Consider the following 15,236-nt stretch of genomic DNA (forward strand, 5'->3'; position numbering starts at 1 on the left):
TTAAGGCCTCTTCTGGCGCAGCAGCGCCTGCTTGAAGCGTTCAAACTCCTGATTGAAGTCGAGTGTACGCTTCTGGGACGTCATGGCCGCCAGGACGCTGCTGCCGCTGCCTTGCGGCTTGACCCAGATCCAGACGCGGCGGTCGCGGATGTAGAACATCGAAAACACGCCCAGGACCAGCAACAGGCTGCCCAGGTAGACCGTGTTCTTGCCCGGCGTGCGGCTGACCTGGAATACGCTGGCCTGCACGTGGTTGAAGTCCGCCAGCGACAGGAATACCGGCGCCGGATAGACCGTCAGGTCGGACAGCGCCGCCACGGCCAAGCGCGACCAGACGGCCGCGCGTTCGCCATCCGGGCCTTCCACGGCCACGGCCGGCAAGCCGGCGCGCTCGCGCTCGATGGCGCGCAATTCGTTCATGCTGGCCCCGATCAGCCGGATCACCACATCCGCGGCGCGTTCCAGGTCGGCCGCGGGCGTGTTGGCTTGCAGGAATGCGGCCACCGCTTGCAGGCCGCCCGAGGCAAAGGTTTCCAGCGCGCGCTCGGCGGCAGTTTGCAAGGGTTGGCGGTCGGCGCCGGACGGACTGTTGCGCTCGGCGAAACGACGGGCGGCTTCCCGGCGCGCGGCCGGGTCGGCCAAGGTGGCGCGCAAGCGCATGAATTCACCGATGGAACTGTCGTCGTCGGCCGGAATGCGCAGGTAACGGAAGGGCTCCGACGCATTGTTGCGTACCCCGGCCAGGAAGACGGTGGCGCCGTCCAATTCCATGGGCAGCATGTAGTTCTGGAATTCGTGCGCCTGGCCGGCATCGTCGATCAGCTTGTATTCGACGCTGGGGCCCACGTTGCGCAGGTTTTCGTTCTTCTTTCCCGCCGCGCTGCCGGACACCGAGGCCACGTGCTCGGCAAAGCTCTGGTTGGCGCCCTTGGGGTCACCGCGCGTCAGGTCCTCGACGTTGATCGGGCGCATGGCGGTGATTTCGACACCCATGCTGCGCGGGCCACCCGACGTCTGCGCCGTCACTTCGCTGGTCTTGCCCACCGTGCCGTTCACCGAGAAGGTCGCGGCATTGGCGCCGACCAGCGGGTAGCCCTTCAAGACCACCGTGCTGCCGCCATCGTCAAAACTGGACTGGTACACGGTCATGCCCTTGAAGCGCAGCGGCTCGTTGACCTCGATGGTGGAATCGAACGTCTTGCCCGTGTCCGGGTCGGTGACTTCAACTTCGCTGGCAAAGCGGCTGGGCATGCCGGTCGAGTAGTAATCGACCACGAACTTCTTCAGCTTCAGTGTGAAGGGCATCGGCTGCACCAAGGCGCCGTCGCCCACCATCACCACCGCCGTGCTGGCCTGCCCGCCTTCGGGCACCAGCACGCTGGCACGGAAACTGGGGTTGTTGACCGACAAACGGCCGCTTTCGGGCACTTCCGAAATCAGCATGTTGTCCACAATGGGCTGCTTGCCGCCGAACATGACCTGAAGCCGCACCGGCAATTCGCTATCGAGCAGCCCGCCGATGCAGATGATGACCATGGCCGCGTGCGCGAAGACGTAGCCCAGGCGGTTGGCGCTGCCCTTCTTGGCGGCCAGCAGCACGCCGTCGGCGTCCTGCCGCTGCCGCACGGCATAGCCCAGCCGCTCAAGCAGCGCTTTCAGCCCGGCCGATGTCTGTGCCACGTCGGTGGGTTCTTCGGTTTCCACACGATGCGGGAAGGCGCGCAGGCTGCTGGCGCGCACATGCTCGCGGAAGGAGCGCGCGTCGCGCAACATCTTGGGCGCGTTGCGGATCAGGCATACCGAGGTCGACACGACCAAAAAGCCCATGATCAGCAGAAACCACCAGCTGTTGTAGACGTGCCAGATGGAAAATTTGTCGAACACCTCGTACCAGAACGGCCCGAACTGGTCGATGTAGTTGCTGGACGAACGGTTCTGCTGCAACACCGTGCCCACCAGGCTCGCCACGCAGATGAACATCAGCAGGCTGACGGCAAAACGCATCGAACCAAGCAGTTCGAAGAAGTCGCCGGGCAGGCTGCGCAAAGAGGGGCGGGTGTGGGTTCGTGTTGAATTCATGAAAAAAGGGGGGCCGCGCGATCGGCTACCCCCCTCATAGACAGCGCGCAACGGAATCAGGTTCCGTCACGCTCAGGTTGCATGAACGCGGACCAGCCGCGCGTGTTGCCGGCGTTGGCCTACCGCAAGCCCGCTGCGTAGTCGGACACGGCCTTGATATCGGCGTCCGACATGCGGTCTGCGATCGCGAACATGATTTCGTTCTTGCGGTCGCCGCTGCGGAACAGCTTGAGCTGCTCTTCGATGTACATGGGGAACTGCCCCGACAAGCGGGGGTACTGGCTGGGCATGCCCGCGCCGTTTGCAGAGTGGCACGCCGCGCAGGCCGGCACATTGCGCTCCGGCAAGCCGCCGCGCCAGATCTTCTGGCCCAGGTCGACCAACTTTTCCTGGCCCGCCGTGGCGGGTTCTTTCAGGGGTTGTTGCGCCAGGTACAGCGCAATGTTCTGCATGTCGGCCGGCGTCAGGTTCTGCGCCATGGCCGTCATCGGGGTCGGATTGCCCCCCGCGCCATTGCGCACGGGCAGCTTGGCGCCCTGCTTGATCTGGAAGTCGGCCAGTTGCTTGGCCAGGTATTCGTGGGGTTGCGCGGCCAGGTTGGGGTTCACCGGGATGGTGCTATTGCCCGCCGCGCCATGACAGGACGCACAGGCAATGATGCCCCGCGAGGCGTCGCCCTGGTCAAACAGCTGACCGCCCTTGGCGGCATCTGGCTTGGCCGGGCCCGCTGCGCCGTCGGCGGCGAAACTGGGTGTAGAGAAGGCGGAGGCGCCGAGCAACAGCCCGCTCGCAACCAACATCCGGGACAGCACACGCTTCATGAAGACCTCGACGATCACATCGATCAAGGCGCAAAAAGGCGCCCACGCCTACCCCGCACACCCTGGAAAACCGTATCGAACCTCTCTGCCCGTTCTGCCTGCCAAGTTGCCGCAGGCACCTAAACAGTAAGCAAAAAAGACGGCTCCGCGCACGGGGACCACTGTTGCAAACGCCGGATTATACAATAGGGCTCGAAACCAACCGTATCCAAAGCCCATCCGTGTCCCTCCTACATCGCGCCTCCTTCCTTACCTCCGCAGCTCGCCTCGACCAGTTGCCGGCCGCCGGCGCTCCCGAGGTCTGCTTTGTCGGCCGCTCCAACGCCGGCAAATCCACGGCCATCAACGTGCTGTGCAACCAGCGCCGTCTTGCGTTTTCCAGCAAGACGCCGGGCCGCACGCGCTTGATCAACATGTTCGGCTTGCCCGACCCGCTGGATCCGGAAGGCCACATCGGTTTTCTCGTTGACTTGCCCGGCTACGGCTATGCGTCCGTGGCACGCAACGAAAAAGAAAAATGGGCGGACATTCTTGGCGGCTACCTGCGCGACCGCGAGTCGCTTGCGGGCATCGTGCTGCTGATCGATATCCGCCGCGGCGTCACCGAGCTTGACCGCCGCCTGGCCAACTTCATCGCCCCCACCGGCCGCCCCGTGCTGGCGCTGCTGACCAAGGCCGACAAGCTGCCCTATGGCCAGCGCATGCGCACCGTGTTCTCGGTCCGCAAGGACCTGGCCGACATCGGCGCCCTGCACACCATCCCGTTTTCGGCGCCCGAGCGCATCGGGCTGGAAGAAGCGGGCGCCCACATTGAGAATTGGATTTCCCCCAAGGTCGAATCATGAACCCGCAGATCATCACCCCTGAATTTCCGGTTTCCCGCCCCCGCCGCCTGCGCCGCGACGACTTCACCCGCCGCCTGGTGCGCGAGAACGCGCTGACGGTCAATGACCTGATCTACCCGGTGTTCGTGGCCGACGGCACGGGCATCGAGCAAGCCGTGCCGTCCCTGCCCGGCGTGGTCCGCTATTCGCTGGATACGCTGCTGCCCGTGGCCGAGAAATGCGTCGAACTGGGCATCCCGGTGATGGCGCTGTTCCCGGTCATCGACCCGTCGCTGAAGACGCCCGACGGCGTCGAAGCGACCAACCCGCGCGGTCTGATTCCGCGCGTGGTGGGCGAATTGAAAAAACGTTTCCCCGAGCTGGGCATCCTGTGTGATGTGGCGCTGGACCCGTACACCAGCCACGGCCAGGACGGCGTCATCGACGAGAACGGCTACGTCATCAACGAAATCACGGTCGAGATCCTGGTCAAGCAGGCGCTCACGCAGGCCGCCGCGGGCGTGGACATGGTGGCCCCCAGCGACATGATGGATGGGCGCATCGGCGCGGTCCGCAAGGCACTGGAAGCCAACGGCCACATCCACACGCAGATCATGGCCTATTCGGCCAAGTACGCCAGCGCGTTCTATGGCCCGTTCCGCGACGCCGTGGGCTCGGCCACCAACCTGGGCAAGTCCAACAAAATGGCTTACCAGATGGACCCGGGCAACCTGGACGAAGCATTGCGCGAAGTGGCCGCCGATCTGCAAGAAGGCGCGGACATGGTCATGGTCAAGCCGGGCATGCCGTACCTGGACGTGCTGCGCCGCGTGAAGGACACCTTCCGCGTGCCCACGTTCGCCTACCAGGTCAGCGGTGAATACGCGATGATCAAGGCCGCCGCCGCCAATGGCTGGCTGGACCACGACAAGGTCATGATGGAAGCGCTGCTGGCGTTCAAGCGCGCCGGCGCCGACGGCATCCTGACGTACTTCGCCATCGAAGCCGCCACGCTGCTCAAAGCGCAGCGCTAAGCACTTTTAGGGTCAGGCGCCGGCGTGGTCCGGCGCAGCCCCAGCCACGTTCCCCCGAGCACGCAGGCCAGCCCCAACACATGGGTCAAGGTGACGTGTTCATCCAGGAACAGCGAGGCGAACAACAGCCCGAATATCGGCAGCCAGTTCACGAACAAGGCGGCGCGGCTGATGCCCAGCCGCGCGATGCCGGCGTTCCAGATGATGTTGCTGACGCCCGAGGCAATCACCGCGGAAAACAGCAGCACCAGCCACGGCCACCAGGTCATCTGCCAGGTGTCGGTCTGGTACGACGACGGCGTCACCAACGCGTGCGCCACCAGCATCAGCCCGCCTGCCAGGTACATGTACCAAAGCATGCCCAGCGGGTCCATCGTGCGCGACATGCGCTGGATCACCAGGCCGCCGAACACGAACACCAGCACGGCCACGAATACCACCGCGTCGCCCCAGCCATTAAGCCCGAATTGGGCACCGCTGCCGGCCACCACCATGCCCACGCCCAGCAGCCCGAGCAGAGCGCCGCAGATGCGTACCAGGGTCAGTTTTTCGCGATAGAACAGCGCGGCCAGCAGTGCCGACAACAAGGGGCTGGTGGCCATGATCAGCGTGCCGTTGGCGGCGGAAGAAAAGCGCAGCCCGGAGACCAGCGCCACCTGGTGCGCGTAGACCACCAGAAAGCCCGCCAGCGCCACCCAGCCCAATTCCACGCGGCCCAGCTTGGGCACGCGGCCACGGCGGGCCTTGATGATGAGGGTGACGGTGATGAACGCAACCACGATCCGCACGGCGGCAAGCGCCTGGATGTCCATGTGCTGCGTGAGGTACTTGATGGAGACGATGTTCAGGCCCCATGTGGCCATGACGAACATCAATTGAACATAGATCAGACCGTTGCGGTCCTGGCTTGCATCAACTGTCGGGGACGTCACGGGCGCCGGCCTGGAGGGAGTGGGATGCGCCGCCCACGCAGCGCAGCCGCCATGGTATATCGCCCGCCGTCAGCGCACCAGCACCTTGTCCAGCGATTCCGTGAAGCGCTTGGCATCCTGGAAACCCACTACGCGCGCATCGGGAAGTTCCTTGCCGCCCGGCTCGAAGAACATGATTCCCGGCGGCCCGAACAGCCGGAAGCGCTTGAGCAGCGCGCGGTCGTCGGCGTTGTTTGCCGTGACGTCGGCCTGCACCAGCAACATGCCCGACATGCGCTGTGCGACACCGGGATCGGTGAACGTGAAGCGCTCCATTTCGCGGCAGGATACGCACCAGTCGGCATAGAAATCCAGCATGACCGGCTGGCGGCTTTGCGCCAGCAGCGCGTCCAGCTCGGCGTTGTTGCGCACGCGCGTGAATTGCATGTCGCCCTTGGCGACGGCCGTGCCCACCGACGCCTCGCCACGTGCGGCCAGATGCGACAGCGGCTGCAAGACATCGCGCCCCCCGCTGGCCGCGCCGATCAGCCAGGCGGCGGCGGCAAGCGCCAACAGCAGCCCCAGCCCCTTGGCAAACATGCGACCGGCACCGGCGCCCGCGGGCAAGGCGTCAAACGCGCGCAGCATCACGGCGGACACGACGGCCAGGAAGGCCCAACCCGTCATCTGCACCCAGGTCGGCACCACCGGAATCAGCATCCACCACGCGGTCCCCAGCAGCAGCATGCCAAACAGGCGCTTGACGCCATCCATCCACGGGCCGGCCTTGGGCAGCAACGCGCCCGAGGACGCGCCCACGATCAGCAAGGGCACGCCCATGCCCCAGGCCATGGCAAACAACGCCGAGCCGCCCAGGATGACGTCGCCCGTTTGCGAGATATACAGCAGCGCGCCGGCCAACGGCGCGGCCACGCACGGCCCGACGATCAAGGCGGACAAGGCGCCCATCAGCAGCGCGCCGGTGTAGCGGCCGCCCGGCACGCGTGACGAGCGCTCGGACAGCTTGGCCTGGACGCCGGACGGCATCTGGAACGTGAACACGTCGAACATGGCCAGCGCCAGCACGGTCAGCAGGATGGCGAACAGCGTCAGGATCCAGGGGGTTTGCAACCAGGCGGCCAGACCGGCGCCGCTCAGGCCAGCGGCCACGCCCAGCGCGGTGTAGACCACCGACATACCCAGCACATAGGTCGCCGCCAGGGCCAAACCCCGACCGCGCGTGGGCCGGGGCTGCGCCACGCCACCCAGCACGATCGAAGACAGGATGGGAATCATCGGCAACACGCAGGGCGTGAAGGCCAGCAACAAACCCAGGATCAAAAACACGCCCGCCGTCTTGGCCCAACCCAGGCCGCCCAGCGCATCGGCCAGACCGGTATCGCCTGCGTTGACCAGGGCGCCAAGGCCGGTAGCCGCGGGGGCTGAGGTGGATTGCCCAGGTTGCGATGATTGCCCGGCTGTTGCAAGCAGACCGCCCGCCAAGGCGTATCCGCCCGCCACCGGCGTCAGCTTGACGCTGCTGTCCATCGGCGGATAGCACAGGCCGGCGTCCGCGCACCCCTGCCCGGTCAACGTCAGGGTGAAAGGCGCGGTGCCCGAGCCCACCGGCACGCGAATCAGGACGTCCTTGTGGAAGACTTCCATGTCCTTTTCGAAGGTCGGGTCGTACTTGACCTCGCCCTTCGGATAGACGGCCTCGCCCAGCGTTGTGGCACCGGCCGGGCTGATCGTGATGCCGAAACGCTCGCGGTACATGTAGTAGCCGGGCGCAACCTTGTAGTGCAGTTCCAGCGTGTCGGGCGCGGCCATCTTCGCGCTGAAGACGAACGCTTTTTCGGGCTCAAGAAAGTCGGCTTCAGCGTGCGCCGCCTGCCAACCCAGCAGCAACAGCATCATTGCCAGCAATGCCAGGCAGCGTCCGATCAGAGTGCGCGCCGCGCGAGGGGCGTGAATCGGGCGCCCGGGCGCGTCGACGATACCGGCAGGTTGAAACATCAGTCTCTCTTGTTTTTGGTGACGGCCGTTTGTTCTCGCACCCAATCCAGATAGGGCGCGGCGCCGCCGATGACCGGCAGCACGATAATTTCGGGCACATCGTAGGGATGCATCTGCGCCAGGGCCTGAACAACGGCTTGATGACGTGCGTAGGTGGTTTTGATATGGATGGGGACTTCTTCCGTCCCCTCGACCTCTCCGTTCCACAGATAGATGGACAGGCCCGGCGCGCCAAGGTTCACGCACGCGGCCAATCCATCTTCCACCAGCACATGCGCGATGCGCTTGGCCAGCAAGAGGTCGGGCGCATTGCTGATGACCAGCACGACGTCGTCATCGCGCAACATGGAGGCTCCTTGAGATAACCGTGTGGGATGTAACTCGGGGTATTTTATCGATATTGCGCCGAAGCCCGGACGCCGGACGCTGGCGGCCGGACCCGGATACCCGCGCTCGAACCTGCTGGCCAAGCGCCCGCAACCATATCGACGCCGCCACCATGCCACCCGCTTTCACGAGGCCCGCATGCCCGACAATTGCCTGTTCTGCCGGATCGCCCGGCACGAGATTCCCGCGCACATCATCCATGAAGACGACCGCTTGATGGCCTTCCTGGACATCCAGCCGGTACGGCCGGGACACACGCTGATCATTCCGAAGCAGCATTACCCGTACTTCGAGGACATGCCGGCCGACCTGGCGGGGCACATCGTAAACCTGGGACAGAAGCTGGGACGCCACATGAAGCGCCTGTACGGCGTGCAGCGCGTGGGGTTCGCGTTCACGGGCATACACGTCGCGCATTCGCACGCGCACGTCATCCCCATGCATCACACGCAGGACGTCACATCCACCGCGTACATCGAACAGCAGGACCTGACGTTCAAGATGCCGCCGCAACCGCCTCAAGAGGTACTGGCAGCCACCGCCGAGCAGCTGCGAGGGGAACTGCACGCCTCGTGACGTCAGTCGCGTGGCGGGGCGCGCAAATAAAACAAGGGCGGGTCCGAAGACCCGCCCTTGTCGCTTATCTAGCAACCGAATTTATTCGGCGCTGTCCGCAGCGGCTTCATCAACTTCCGGACGGTCAACCAGTTCCATGAAAGCCATGGGAGCGTTGTCGCCTTGACGGAAGCCCATCTTCAGCACGCGGGTGTAGCCACCGTTACGGGCCGCGTAGCGCGGGCCGATTTCGGCAAACAGCTTCACCACCGCATCGCGATCGCGCAGACGGGCAAATGCCAGACGCTTGTTCGCCAGCGTGGGCTCTTTGCCCAGCGTGATCAGGGGTTCGATGACGCGGCGCAATTCTTTCGCCTTCGGCAGCGTGGTCTTGATGGCTTCGTGAGTGATCAACGAAACGGCCATGTTGCGGAACATGGCAAGACGGTGACTGCTGGTGCGGTTGAGCTTACGCAAGCCATTACCGTGACGCATGATAAGTTTCCTTTGAATCTAAAGATGGCGTTAGCCATCGGGTTGCCGGCTCTTCTATCAACCTGCAATCAGGCCGCGGTCCGGTAGAAAACGGTGCATTTTACGACGAATTCGCAAACCGCCCGACGGGGTTGCCGGGCGTTGCAGGTGGCGCCCCGTTGCCGGGGTGCCACCCGTTAAAACTTAGGGACGCTCCAGGCCCAGGGGCGGCCAGTTCTCGAGCTTCATGCCCAAGGTCAAGCCACGTGCAGCCAGAACTTCCTTGATTTCGTTGAGCGACTTGCGACCCAGGTTCGGGGTCTTGAGCAGCTCGTTTTCGGTACGCTGGATCAGGTCGCCGATGTAGTAGATGTTTTCGGCCTTCAGGCAGTTGGCCGAACGCACGGTCAGTTCCAGGTCGTCGACCGGACGCAGCAGGACCGGGTCGATCTGCGGCGTGCCGCGAACCGGAGCTTCGTACGAATCACCAGCGCCTTCCAGCGCGGCGAAGACCGAGATCTGGTCCATCAGGATGCGAGCCGACTGGCGCACCGCTTCCTCGGGCGAAATGACGCCGTTGGTTTCGATGTCCAGAACCAGCTTGTCCAGGTCGGTGCGCTGTTCCACACGGGCGCTTTCCACCGCGTAGCTGACGCGGCGAACCGGGCTGAACGAAGCGTCCAGAACGATACGGCCGATGGTGTGGGTGCGGTCTTCCGACAGCGCGCGCACGTTGCCCGGCACGTAGCCGCGGCCCTTCTCAACCTTGATCTGCATTTCCAGCTTGCCTGCGTCCGTCAGGTTGCAGATGGCATGGCCGGGGTTGATGATCTCGACGTCGTGCGGCAGTTCAATGTCGCTGGCCAGCACGGTGCCCGCGCCGGTCTTGCGCAGAACCAGGGTCACTTCGTCGCGATTGTGCAGCTTGAAAACCACGCCCTTCAGGTTCAGCAGGATGTCGACGACATCTTCGCGAACGCCCGGGATGGTCGAATATTCGTGCACCACGCCCGTCATTTGCACTTCGGTCGGCGCGTAGCCGGTCATCGAAGACAGCAGGATGCGGCGCAGGGCGTTGCCCAGCGTATGACCGTAGCCACGCTCGAACGGCTCCATCACGATCTTGGCATGGTGCGTGCCGACCGGTTCGACTTCAATGGAGCGCGGCTTCAGAAAACCTTGAGTGGACATTTACTGTGTTCCTTTTCAATACCCTCGGCTCGTTACACCGATAAGGCTGATGGACAGGTGAAACATGAAACTCGGGCAGCGCGAAAGCGCCGGCCGATACTTACCGCAAAGCCCGCCCCACCAAAAGGCGGAAGGCGGGCTGCTGCGAGACGTGCAAACGGGTCGCGGGACCAGTAGCCGGCACACCTGCGAAGGAGGCGCCGGCCGACCTGATTAACGCGAGTACAGTTCGACGACCATCGATTCGTTGATGTCGCGAGCGACGTCAGCGCGATCGGGGACCGACTTGAACGTACCGGTCAGCTTGGTCGCGTCGACTTCCACCCATTGGGGGATGCCGATGCTGGTGGCCAGGTCGAGCGATTCCTTGATACGGCCTTGCTTCTTGGCCTTTTCACGGATCGAGACGACGTCGCCGGCCTTGACCAGCATCGAAGCGATGTCAGCCGTGTGGCCGTTCAGTTCGATGGCGCGGTGGCTGACCAGCTGGCGAGCTTCGGCGCGCGTCGAGCCGAAGCCCATGCGGTAGACGACGTTGTCCAGGCGCGATTCCAGCAGCTGGATCAGGGTTTCGCCGGTGTTGCCACGGCGACGCTCTGCTTCAGCGAAGTACTTGCGGAATTGCTTTTCCAGCACGCCGTACATGCGCTTGAGCTTTTGCTTTTCGCGCAGCTGCAGGCCGTAGTCGGAAGTGCGGGCACCCGAAGTGCGGCCGTGTTGGCCAGGCTTGGAATCCAGCTTGCACTTGGAATCCAGCGAGCGACGGGCGCTCTTCAGGAACAGGTCAGTACCCTCGCGGCGCGAGAGCTTGCATTTGGGTCCAATATAACGTGCCATGTGGATTCCCTTTAGATACGACGACGCTTCGGCGGACGGCAGCCGTTGTGCGGAACGGGCGTGATGTCGGCGATGGACGAAATCTTGATGCCCAGCGCGTTCAGAGCGCGGACCGACGATTCGCGGCCAGGACCGGGGCCCTTGATGCGCACTTCCAGCGTCTTGATGCCGTATTCCAGCGCGACGCGGCCAGCCGTTTCAGCGGCGACTTGCGCGGCAAACGGGGTCGACTTACGCGAACCCTTGAAACCAGCACCACCCGAAGTGGCCCACGACAAAGCGTTGCCCTGACGGTCGGTGATGGTGATGATGGTGTTGTTGAACGAAGCGTGAACGTGCGCGATGCCGTCCGAGACGTTCTTCTTAACCTTTTTGCGCACGCGCGAAGCGCCGCTGGTGGAAGCTTTCGCCATAATCCAGTTCCTCGATTATTTCTTCAGGGACGCAGCAGCACGACGCGGGCCCTTACGGGTCCGGGCGTTGGTGCGAGTGCGCTGGCCGCGCACGGGCAAACCGCGCTTGTGACGCATACCGCGGTAGGTTCCCAGGTCGATCAAACGCTTGATCGAGAGCTGTACTTCACGACGCAGGTCGCCTTCAACCGTGAACAAACCAACATGTTCGCGGACGCGTTCCAATTCAGCGTCGTTCAGATCCTTGACCTTTTTGTCAAAGGGTACGTTTGCCGCTTCGCAGATTTTGCGAGCGCGCGTACGACCAATGCCAAAAATGGCGGTCAGTCCGATCTCGGCGTGCTGTTGCGGCGGGATGTTAATGCCAGCAATACGGGCCATGACTATTCCTTGAATAAATCTGTTGCGTAGTCGCTAACCCGAGTTAGCCTTGACGCTGCTTGTGACGCGGGTCGGTGCAGATAACACGCACCACGCCGTGACGTTTGATAACTTTGCAGTTGCGGCAGATCCGCTTAACCGATGCCATTACTTTCATGGTTGACTCCTAATTTTCCGTAATCCGGTTCCGCTCATTTGGAGCGGAAAACTATCCTGGCTCGCGTCAGATCATAGGGCGTGAGCTCCACTGTGACCTTGTCACCCGGCAGGATCCGGATGTAATGCATACGCATCTTGCCGGAAATATGGCCCAACACCACGTGGCCGTTTTCGAGCTTGACGCGAAATGTCGCGTTCGGGAGGTTCTCAAGAACCTCGCCTTGCATCTGAATGACGTCGTCCTTGGACATTCTTTTGCTTACCGCATCGGCAAACCCGCGCCCTTGAAGTTGGCCTTCTTGAGCAACGAGTCGTACTGGTGAGACATCATGTAGGCCTGAACCTGTGCCATGAAATCCATCGTCACCACCACAATAATCAACAGAGACGTACCACCGAAGTAGAAGGGAACGTTCCAGCGCATCACCAAGAATTCCGGCAACAGGCACACCAACGTAATGTAGATGGCACCTGCGAGCGTCAAACGCATCAGGATCTTGTCGATGTAGCGCGCTGTTTGTTCACCCGGACGAATGCCCGGAACAAACGCACCACTCTTCTTCAGGTTGTCCGCCGTTTCGCGGCTGTTGAACACCAGAGCCGTGTAGAAAAAGCAGAAGAAAATAATCGCGACGGAGTACAGCGTGATGTAGAGCGGTTGACGAGGCGACAGGGCCGCAGCCAGGTCGCTAAGCCAGCGCATGTTCTCACTGCTGGAGAACCAGCTCGTGATCGTGGCCGGGAACAGAATGATCGACGATGCGAAAATCGGCGGAATCACCCCTGCCATGTTCAGCTTCAGCGGCAAATGCGAGCTTTGACCACCGTAGACCTTGTTGCCGACCTGACGCTTGGCGTAGTTCACCGTGATCTTGCGCTGTCCGCGTTCCACGAACACCACAAAAGCGGTAACCAGCACCACCAGAGCCACAATGAACAGTGCCGAAAGCACGGACATCGCGTTGGTGCGGACCAGGTCCAACAGTGCAGCCAGCGCCGCGGGCAAACCCGCAACGATACCTGCGAAGATCAGGATGGAAATCCCGTTGCCCAGACCGCGTTCCGTGATCTGTTCACCCAGCCACATGACGAACATGGTGCCAGTGACCAGAGTCACAACGGTCGTGAAGCGAAACAGCATACCCGGATCGATCACCAGTCCCTGTTGGGACTCCAACGCCACCGAAATGCCCACTGCTTGCACCAGCGCCAGCACGACTGTGCCGTAGCGGGTGTATTGGGTAATCTTCCGACGACCGGATTCGCCCTCTTTCTTGAGCGCTTCCAGCGACGGCACCACCACCGACATCAACTGCATGATGATGGATGCCGAAATGTACGGCATGATCCCCAGGGCAAAAATCGAGAAACGCGAGAGCGCCCCACCCGAGAACATGTTGAACAGGCCCAGGATCCCGCCCTGGTTCTGGCGGAACAAGTCCGCCAGCGCATCCGGATTAATACCCGGTACGGGGATGTGTGTACCCAAACGGTAAACCACCAGGGCGAGCACCAGGAACACCAAACGGCGCTTCAAATCACCGTACCGTGCTCCGGTTTTGCCCAATGCCTGCGCGTTAGCCACTCGTCACCTCGTGATCAAGCAAGCGAGCCGCCCGCGCCTTCGATGGCGGCGCGAGCGCCGGCCGTCGCAGTAATGCCCTTGAGCACTACCTTGCGCGAGAGTTCACCCGACTTGATGACCTTGGCGTAACGAACCGCCTGACCAATCACGCCAGCCGCCTTGAGCACTTGCACGTCGACTTCGTCGATGGGCAAGGCTTGCAGGTCCGACAGACGGACTTCGGCGTACAGGTGCTGACCGAGCGGGGTGAAACCACGCTTGGGCAGACGACGCTGCAGCGGCATTTGACCGCCTTCGAAGCCAACCTTATGGAAACCGCCCGAGCGCGACTTCTGACCTTTGTGGCCACGGCCGGCGGTTTTACCCAGACCCGAACCGATACCACGGCCGACGCGGCGCTTGGCGTGCTTGCTGCCCTCAGCGGGCTTCAGCGAATTAAGTTGCATATCCGACATGGTGATTCCTTAGGCTTCCGAGACGGAAACGAGATAATCCACCTTACGGATCATCCCACGCACCTCGGGCGTATCGACCAACACGCGGCTGCTGTTGATGCGGCCCAAGCCCAAACCGCGAACCGTATCACGGTGCGATTGCTTGGTACCGATCACGGAGCGCACGAGGGTCACTTTGATCTGCTTCTGAGCCATGATTTACCCCAGGATTTCTTCGACCGACTTGCCGCGCTTGGCAGCAACATCGGCCGGGGTCAGGGAAGCGCGCAGACCGTTCAACGTGGCGCGAACCATGTTGTAGGGGTTGCTCGAGCCCAAGCTCTTGGCAACCACGTTACGCACACCCATCACTTCAAAAATAGCGCGCATCGGGCCGCCGGCGATAACGCCAGTACCTTCAGCAGCCGGCGAGATCAGCACGGTAGCGGCGCCATGCTTGCCAACCACGGTGTGGTGCAGCGTGCCGTTCTTCAGAGCAACCTTGAACATGCCGCGGCGGGCCTGTTCCATTGCCTTCTGGACGGACACCGGCACTTCACGCGCCTTGCCCTTACCCATGCCGACGCGACCATCGCCATCGCCAACCACGGTCAGCGCGGCAAAGCTCATGGTGCGACCACCCTTGACCACTTTGCTCACGCGGTTGACCGCGATCATCTTTTCGCGGAGGCCGTCATCGTTCTCTTTTTCCGCGGCGTTCTTGCCTTGTACTTTAGCCATTTGACAGATCCTCGCTTAGAACTTCAGGCCGGCTTCACGCGCGGCATCGGCCAGCGCTTTCACGCGGCCATGGTAACGAAAGCCCGAGCGATCGAAAGCGACCAGTTCGATACCGGCAGCCTTGGCCTTTTCGGCCACGCGCTTGCCAACCAGGGTCGCAGCGGCAGTGTTGCCGCCTTGACCGGTTTGGCCGGCCAGTTGCGCACGCACTTCGGCTTCCACCGTCGAGGCGCTGACCAGAACGCGATCGCCTTCCGGCGAAATGATGTTGGCGTAGATGTGCTGGTTCGAGCGGAAGACCGAGAGGCGGTGAACGCGCAACTCGTTGATCTTCCGGCGGGTCGGAACCGCACGACGCAAACGGGAAACTTTTTTGTCCATGATTCGTCCTTGC

General features: G+C 62.7%; 20 protein-coding genes. 3 read left to right on the forward strand and 17 right to left on the reverse strand.

Features of this window, described 5'->3' with window-relative positions; all coding sequences use genetic code 11:
- A complete protein-coding gene (locus tag KYT87_RS29115) occupies positions 1-2,079 on the reverse strand; it encodes a cytochrome c biogenesis protein ResB (RefSeq protein ID WP_046807441.1) in 2,079 nt (692 codons plus the stop codon).
- 119 nt (positions 2,080-2,198) lie between these two features.
- Entirely contained in the window at positions 2,199-2,900 is a 702-nt protein-coding gene (locus KYT87_RS29120) for a c-type cytochrome (RefSeq protein ID WP_104142798.1), read from the reverse strand.
- 221 nt (positions 2,901-3,121) lie between these two features.
- Here KYT87_RS29120 and yihA point away from each other — a divergent pair, with 221 nt between their 5' ends.
- Together yihA and hemB are read left to right on the forward strand one after the other, a co-directional pair.
- Entirely contained in the window at positions 3,122-3,745 is a 624-nt protein-coding gene (gene yihA / locus KYT87_RS29125; RefSeq protein ID WP_006216506.1) for a ribosome biogenesis GTP-binding protein YihA/YsxC, read from the forward strand.
- On the forward strand, positions 3,742-4,758 hold the full coding sequence (hemB, locus tag KYT87_RS29130; RefSeq protein ID WP_104142463.1) for a porphobilinogen synthase: 1,017 nt from the start codon (positions 3,742-3,744) through the stop codon (positions 4,756-4,758). The genes yihA and hemB overlap by 4 nt, the downstream gene beginning before the upstream one ends.
- On the opposite strand, the gene KYT87_RS29135 is transcribed toward hemB, so the two are convergent.
- From KYT87_RS29135 to cutA, 3 genes are all read right to left on the reverse strand, one after another.
- Positions 4,755-5,630, reverse strand: a complete 876-nt coding sequence (locus KYT87_RS29135) for a DMT family transporter (protein WP_104142797.1) — start codon at positions 5,628-5,630, stop codon at positions 4,755-4,757. The two genes, hemB and KYT87_RS29135, sit on opposite strands and share 4 nt — an antisense overlap.
- 129 nt (positions 5,631-5,759) lie before the next feature.
- Positions 5,760-7,586, reverse strand: coding sequence for a protein-disulfide reductase DsbD (gene dsbD, locus KYT87_RS29140; protein WP_219992799.1), 1,827 nt, complete (start codon positions 7,584-7,586; stop codon positions 5,760-5,762).
- Positions 7,587-7,684: 98 nt separating this feature from the next.
- The gene (cutA, locus tag KYT87_RS29145; RefSeq protein ID WP_046807443.1) at positions 7,685-8,032 is read right to left on the reverse strand and encodes a divalent-cation tolerance protein CutA; all 348 of its coding nucleotides are present in this window, start codon (positions 8,030-8,032) and stop codon (positions 7,685-7,687) included.
- 178 nt (positions 8,033-8,210) lie between these two features.
- On the opposite strand from cutA, the gene KYT87_RS29150 reads away from it, so the two are divergent.
- A complete protein-coding gene (locus KYT87_RS29150) occupies positions 8,211-8,648 on the forward strand; it encodes an HIT family protein (protein WP_104142460.1) in 438 nt (145 codons plus the stop codon).
- 81 nt (positions 8,649-8,729) lie between these two features.
- Here KYT87_RS29150 and rplQ read toward each other — a convergent pair whose 3' ends face one another.
- The 12 genes from rplQ to rplR form a co-directional block, all read right to left on the reverse strand.
- On the reverse strand, positions 8,730-9,122 hold the full coding sequence (gene rplQ / locus KYT87_RS29155; protein ID WP_006216513.1) for a 50S ribosomal protein L17: 393 nt from the start codon (positions 9,120-9,122) through the stop codon (positions 8,730-8,732).
- A 183-nt stretch (positions 9,123-9,305) separates the two neighbouring features.
- Positions 9,306-10,292 (reverse strand): DNA-directed RNA polymerase subunit alpha, encoded by a 987-nt coding sequence (gene rpoA / locus KYT87_RS29160; protein ID WP_006216514.1) that lies wholly within the window; start codon positions 10,290-10,292, stop codon positions 9,306-9,308.
- Between the two features lie 213 nt (positions 10,293-10,505).
- On the reverse strand, positions 10,506-11,129 hold the full coding sequence (rpsD, locus tag KYT87_RS29165) for a 30S ribosomal protein S4 (RefSeq protein ID WP_006216515.1): 624 nt from the start codon (positions 11,127-11,129) through the stop codon (positions 10,506-10,508).
- Between the two features lie 11 nt (positions 11,130-11,140).
- Positions 11,141-11,542, reverse strand: a complete 402-nt coding sequence (gene rpsK, locus KYT87_RS29170) for a 30S ribosomal protein S11 (protein ID WP_006216516.1) — start codon at positions 11,540-11,542, stop codon at positions 11,141-11,143.
- A 15-nt stretch (positions 11,543-11,557) separates the two neighbouring features.
- Positions 11,558-11,923: a 30S ribosomal protein S13 gene (gene rpsM, locus KYT87_RS29175; protein ID WP_006216517.1), complete on the reverse strand. Its 366-nt coding sequence runs from the start codon at positions 11,921-11,923 to the stop codon at positions 11,558-11,560.
- 43 nt (positions 11,924-11,966) lie between these two features.
- Positions 11,967-12,080 carry a 50S ribosomal protein L36 gene (gene rpmJ, locus KYT87_RS29180; RefSeq protein WP_003806928.1) on the reverse strand — a complete coding sequence of 38 codons (114 nt, stop codon included), beginning with the start codon at positions 12,078-12,080 and terminating at the stop codon, positions 11,967-11,969.
- 34 nt (positions 12,081-12,114) lie between these two features.
- The gene (gene infA / locus KYT87_RS29185) at positions 12,115-12,333 is read right to left on the reverse strand and encodes a translation initiation factor IF-1 (RefSeq protein WP_003806927.1); all 219 of its coding nucleotides are present in this window, start codon (positions 12,331-12,333) and stop codon (positions 12,115-12,117) included.
- Positions 12,334-12,341: 8 nt separating this feature from the next.
- Positions 12,342-13,667, reverse strand: a complete 1,326-nt coding sequence (gene secY, locus KYT87_RS29190) for a preprotein translocase subunit SecY (RefSeq protein WP_039882533.1) — start codon at positions 13,665-13,667, stop codon at positions 12,342-12,344.
- 14 nt (positions 13,668-13,681) lie between these two features.
- Entirely contained in the window at positions 13,682-14,122 is a 441-nt protein-coding gene (gene rplO, locus KYT87_RS29195; RefSeq protein WP_013397002.1) for a 50S ribosomal protein L15, read from the reverse strand.
- A gap of 9 nt (positions 14,123-14,131) precedes the next feature.
- On the reverse strand, positions 14,132-14,317 hold the full coding sequence (gene rpmD / locus KYT87_RS29200; protein ID WP_006216520.1) for a 50S ribosomal protein L30: 186 nt from the start codon (positions 14,315-14,317) through the stop codon (positions 14,132-14,134).
- A 3-nt stretch (positions 14,318-14,320) separates the two neighbouring features.
- Positions 14,321-14,842 carry a 30S ribosomal protein S5 gene (gene rpsE / locus KYT87_RS29205; RefSeq protein ID WP_006216521.1) on the reverse strand — a complete coding sequence of 174 codons (522 nt, stop codon included), beginning with the start codon at positions 14,840-14,842 and terminating at the stop codon, positions 14,321-14,323.
- 15 nt (positions 14,843-14,857) lie between these two features.
- A complete protein-coding gene (rplR, locus tag KYT87_RS29210) occupies positions 14,858-15,223 on the reverse strand; it encodes a 50S ribosomal protein L18 (protein ID WP_006227039.1) in 366 nt (121 codons plus the stop codon).
- Positions 15,224-15,236: the final 13 nt, after the last annotated feature.

The sequence above is a fragment of the Achromobacter sp. ES-001 genome (assembly GCF_019448355.1).
GTDB lineage: Bacteria > Pseudomonadota > Gammaproteobacteria > Burkholderiales > Burkholderiaceae_B > Achromobacter > Achromobacter spanius_B.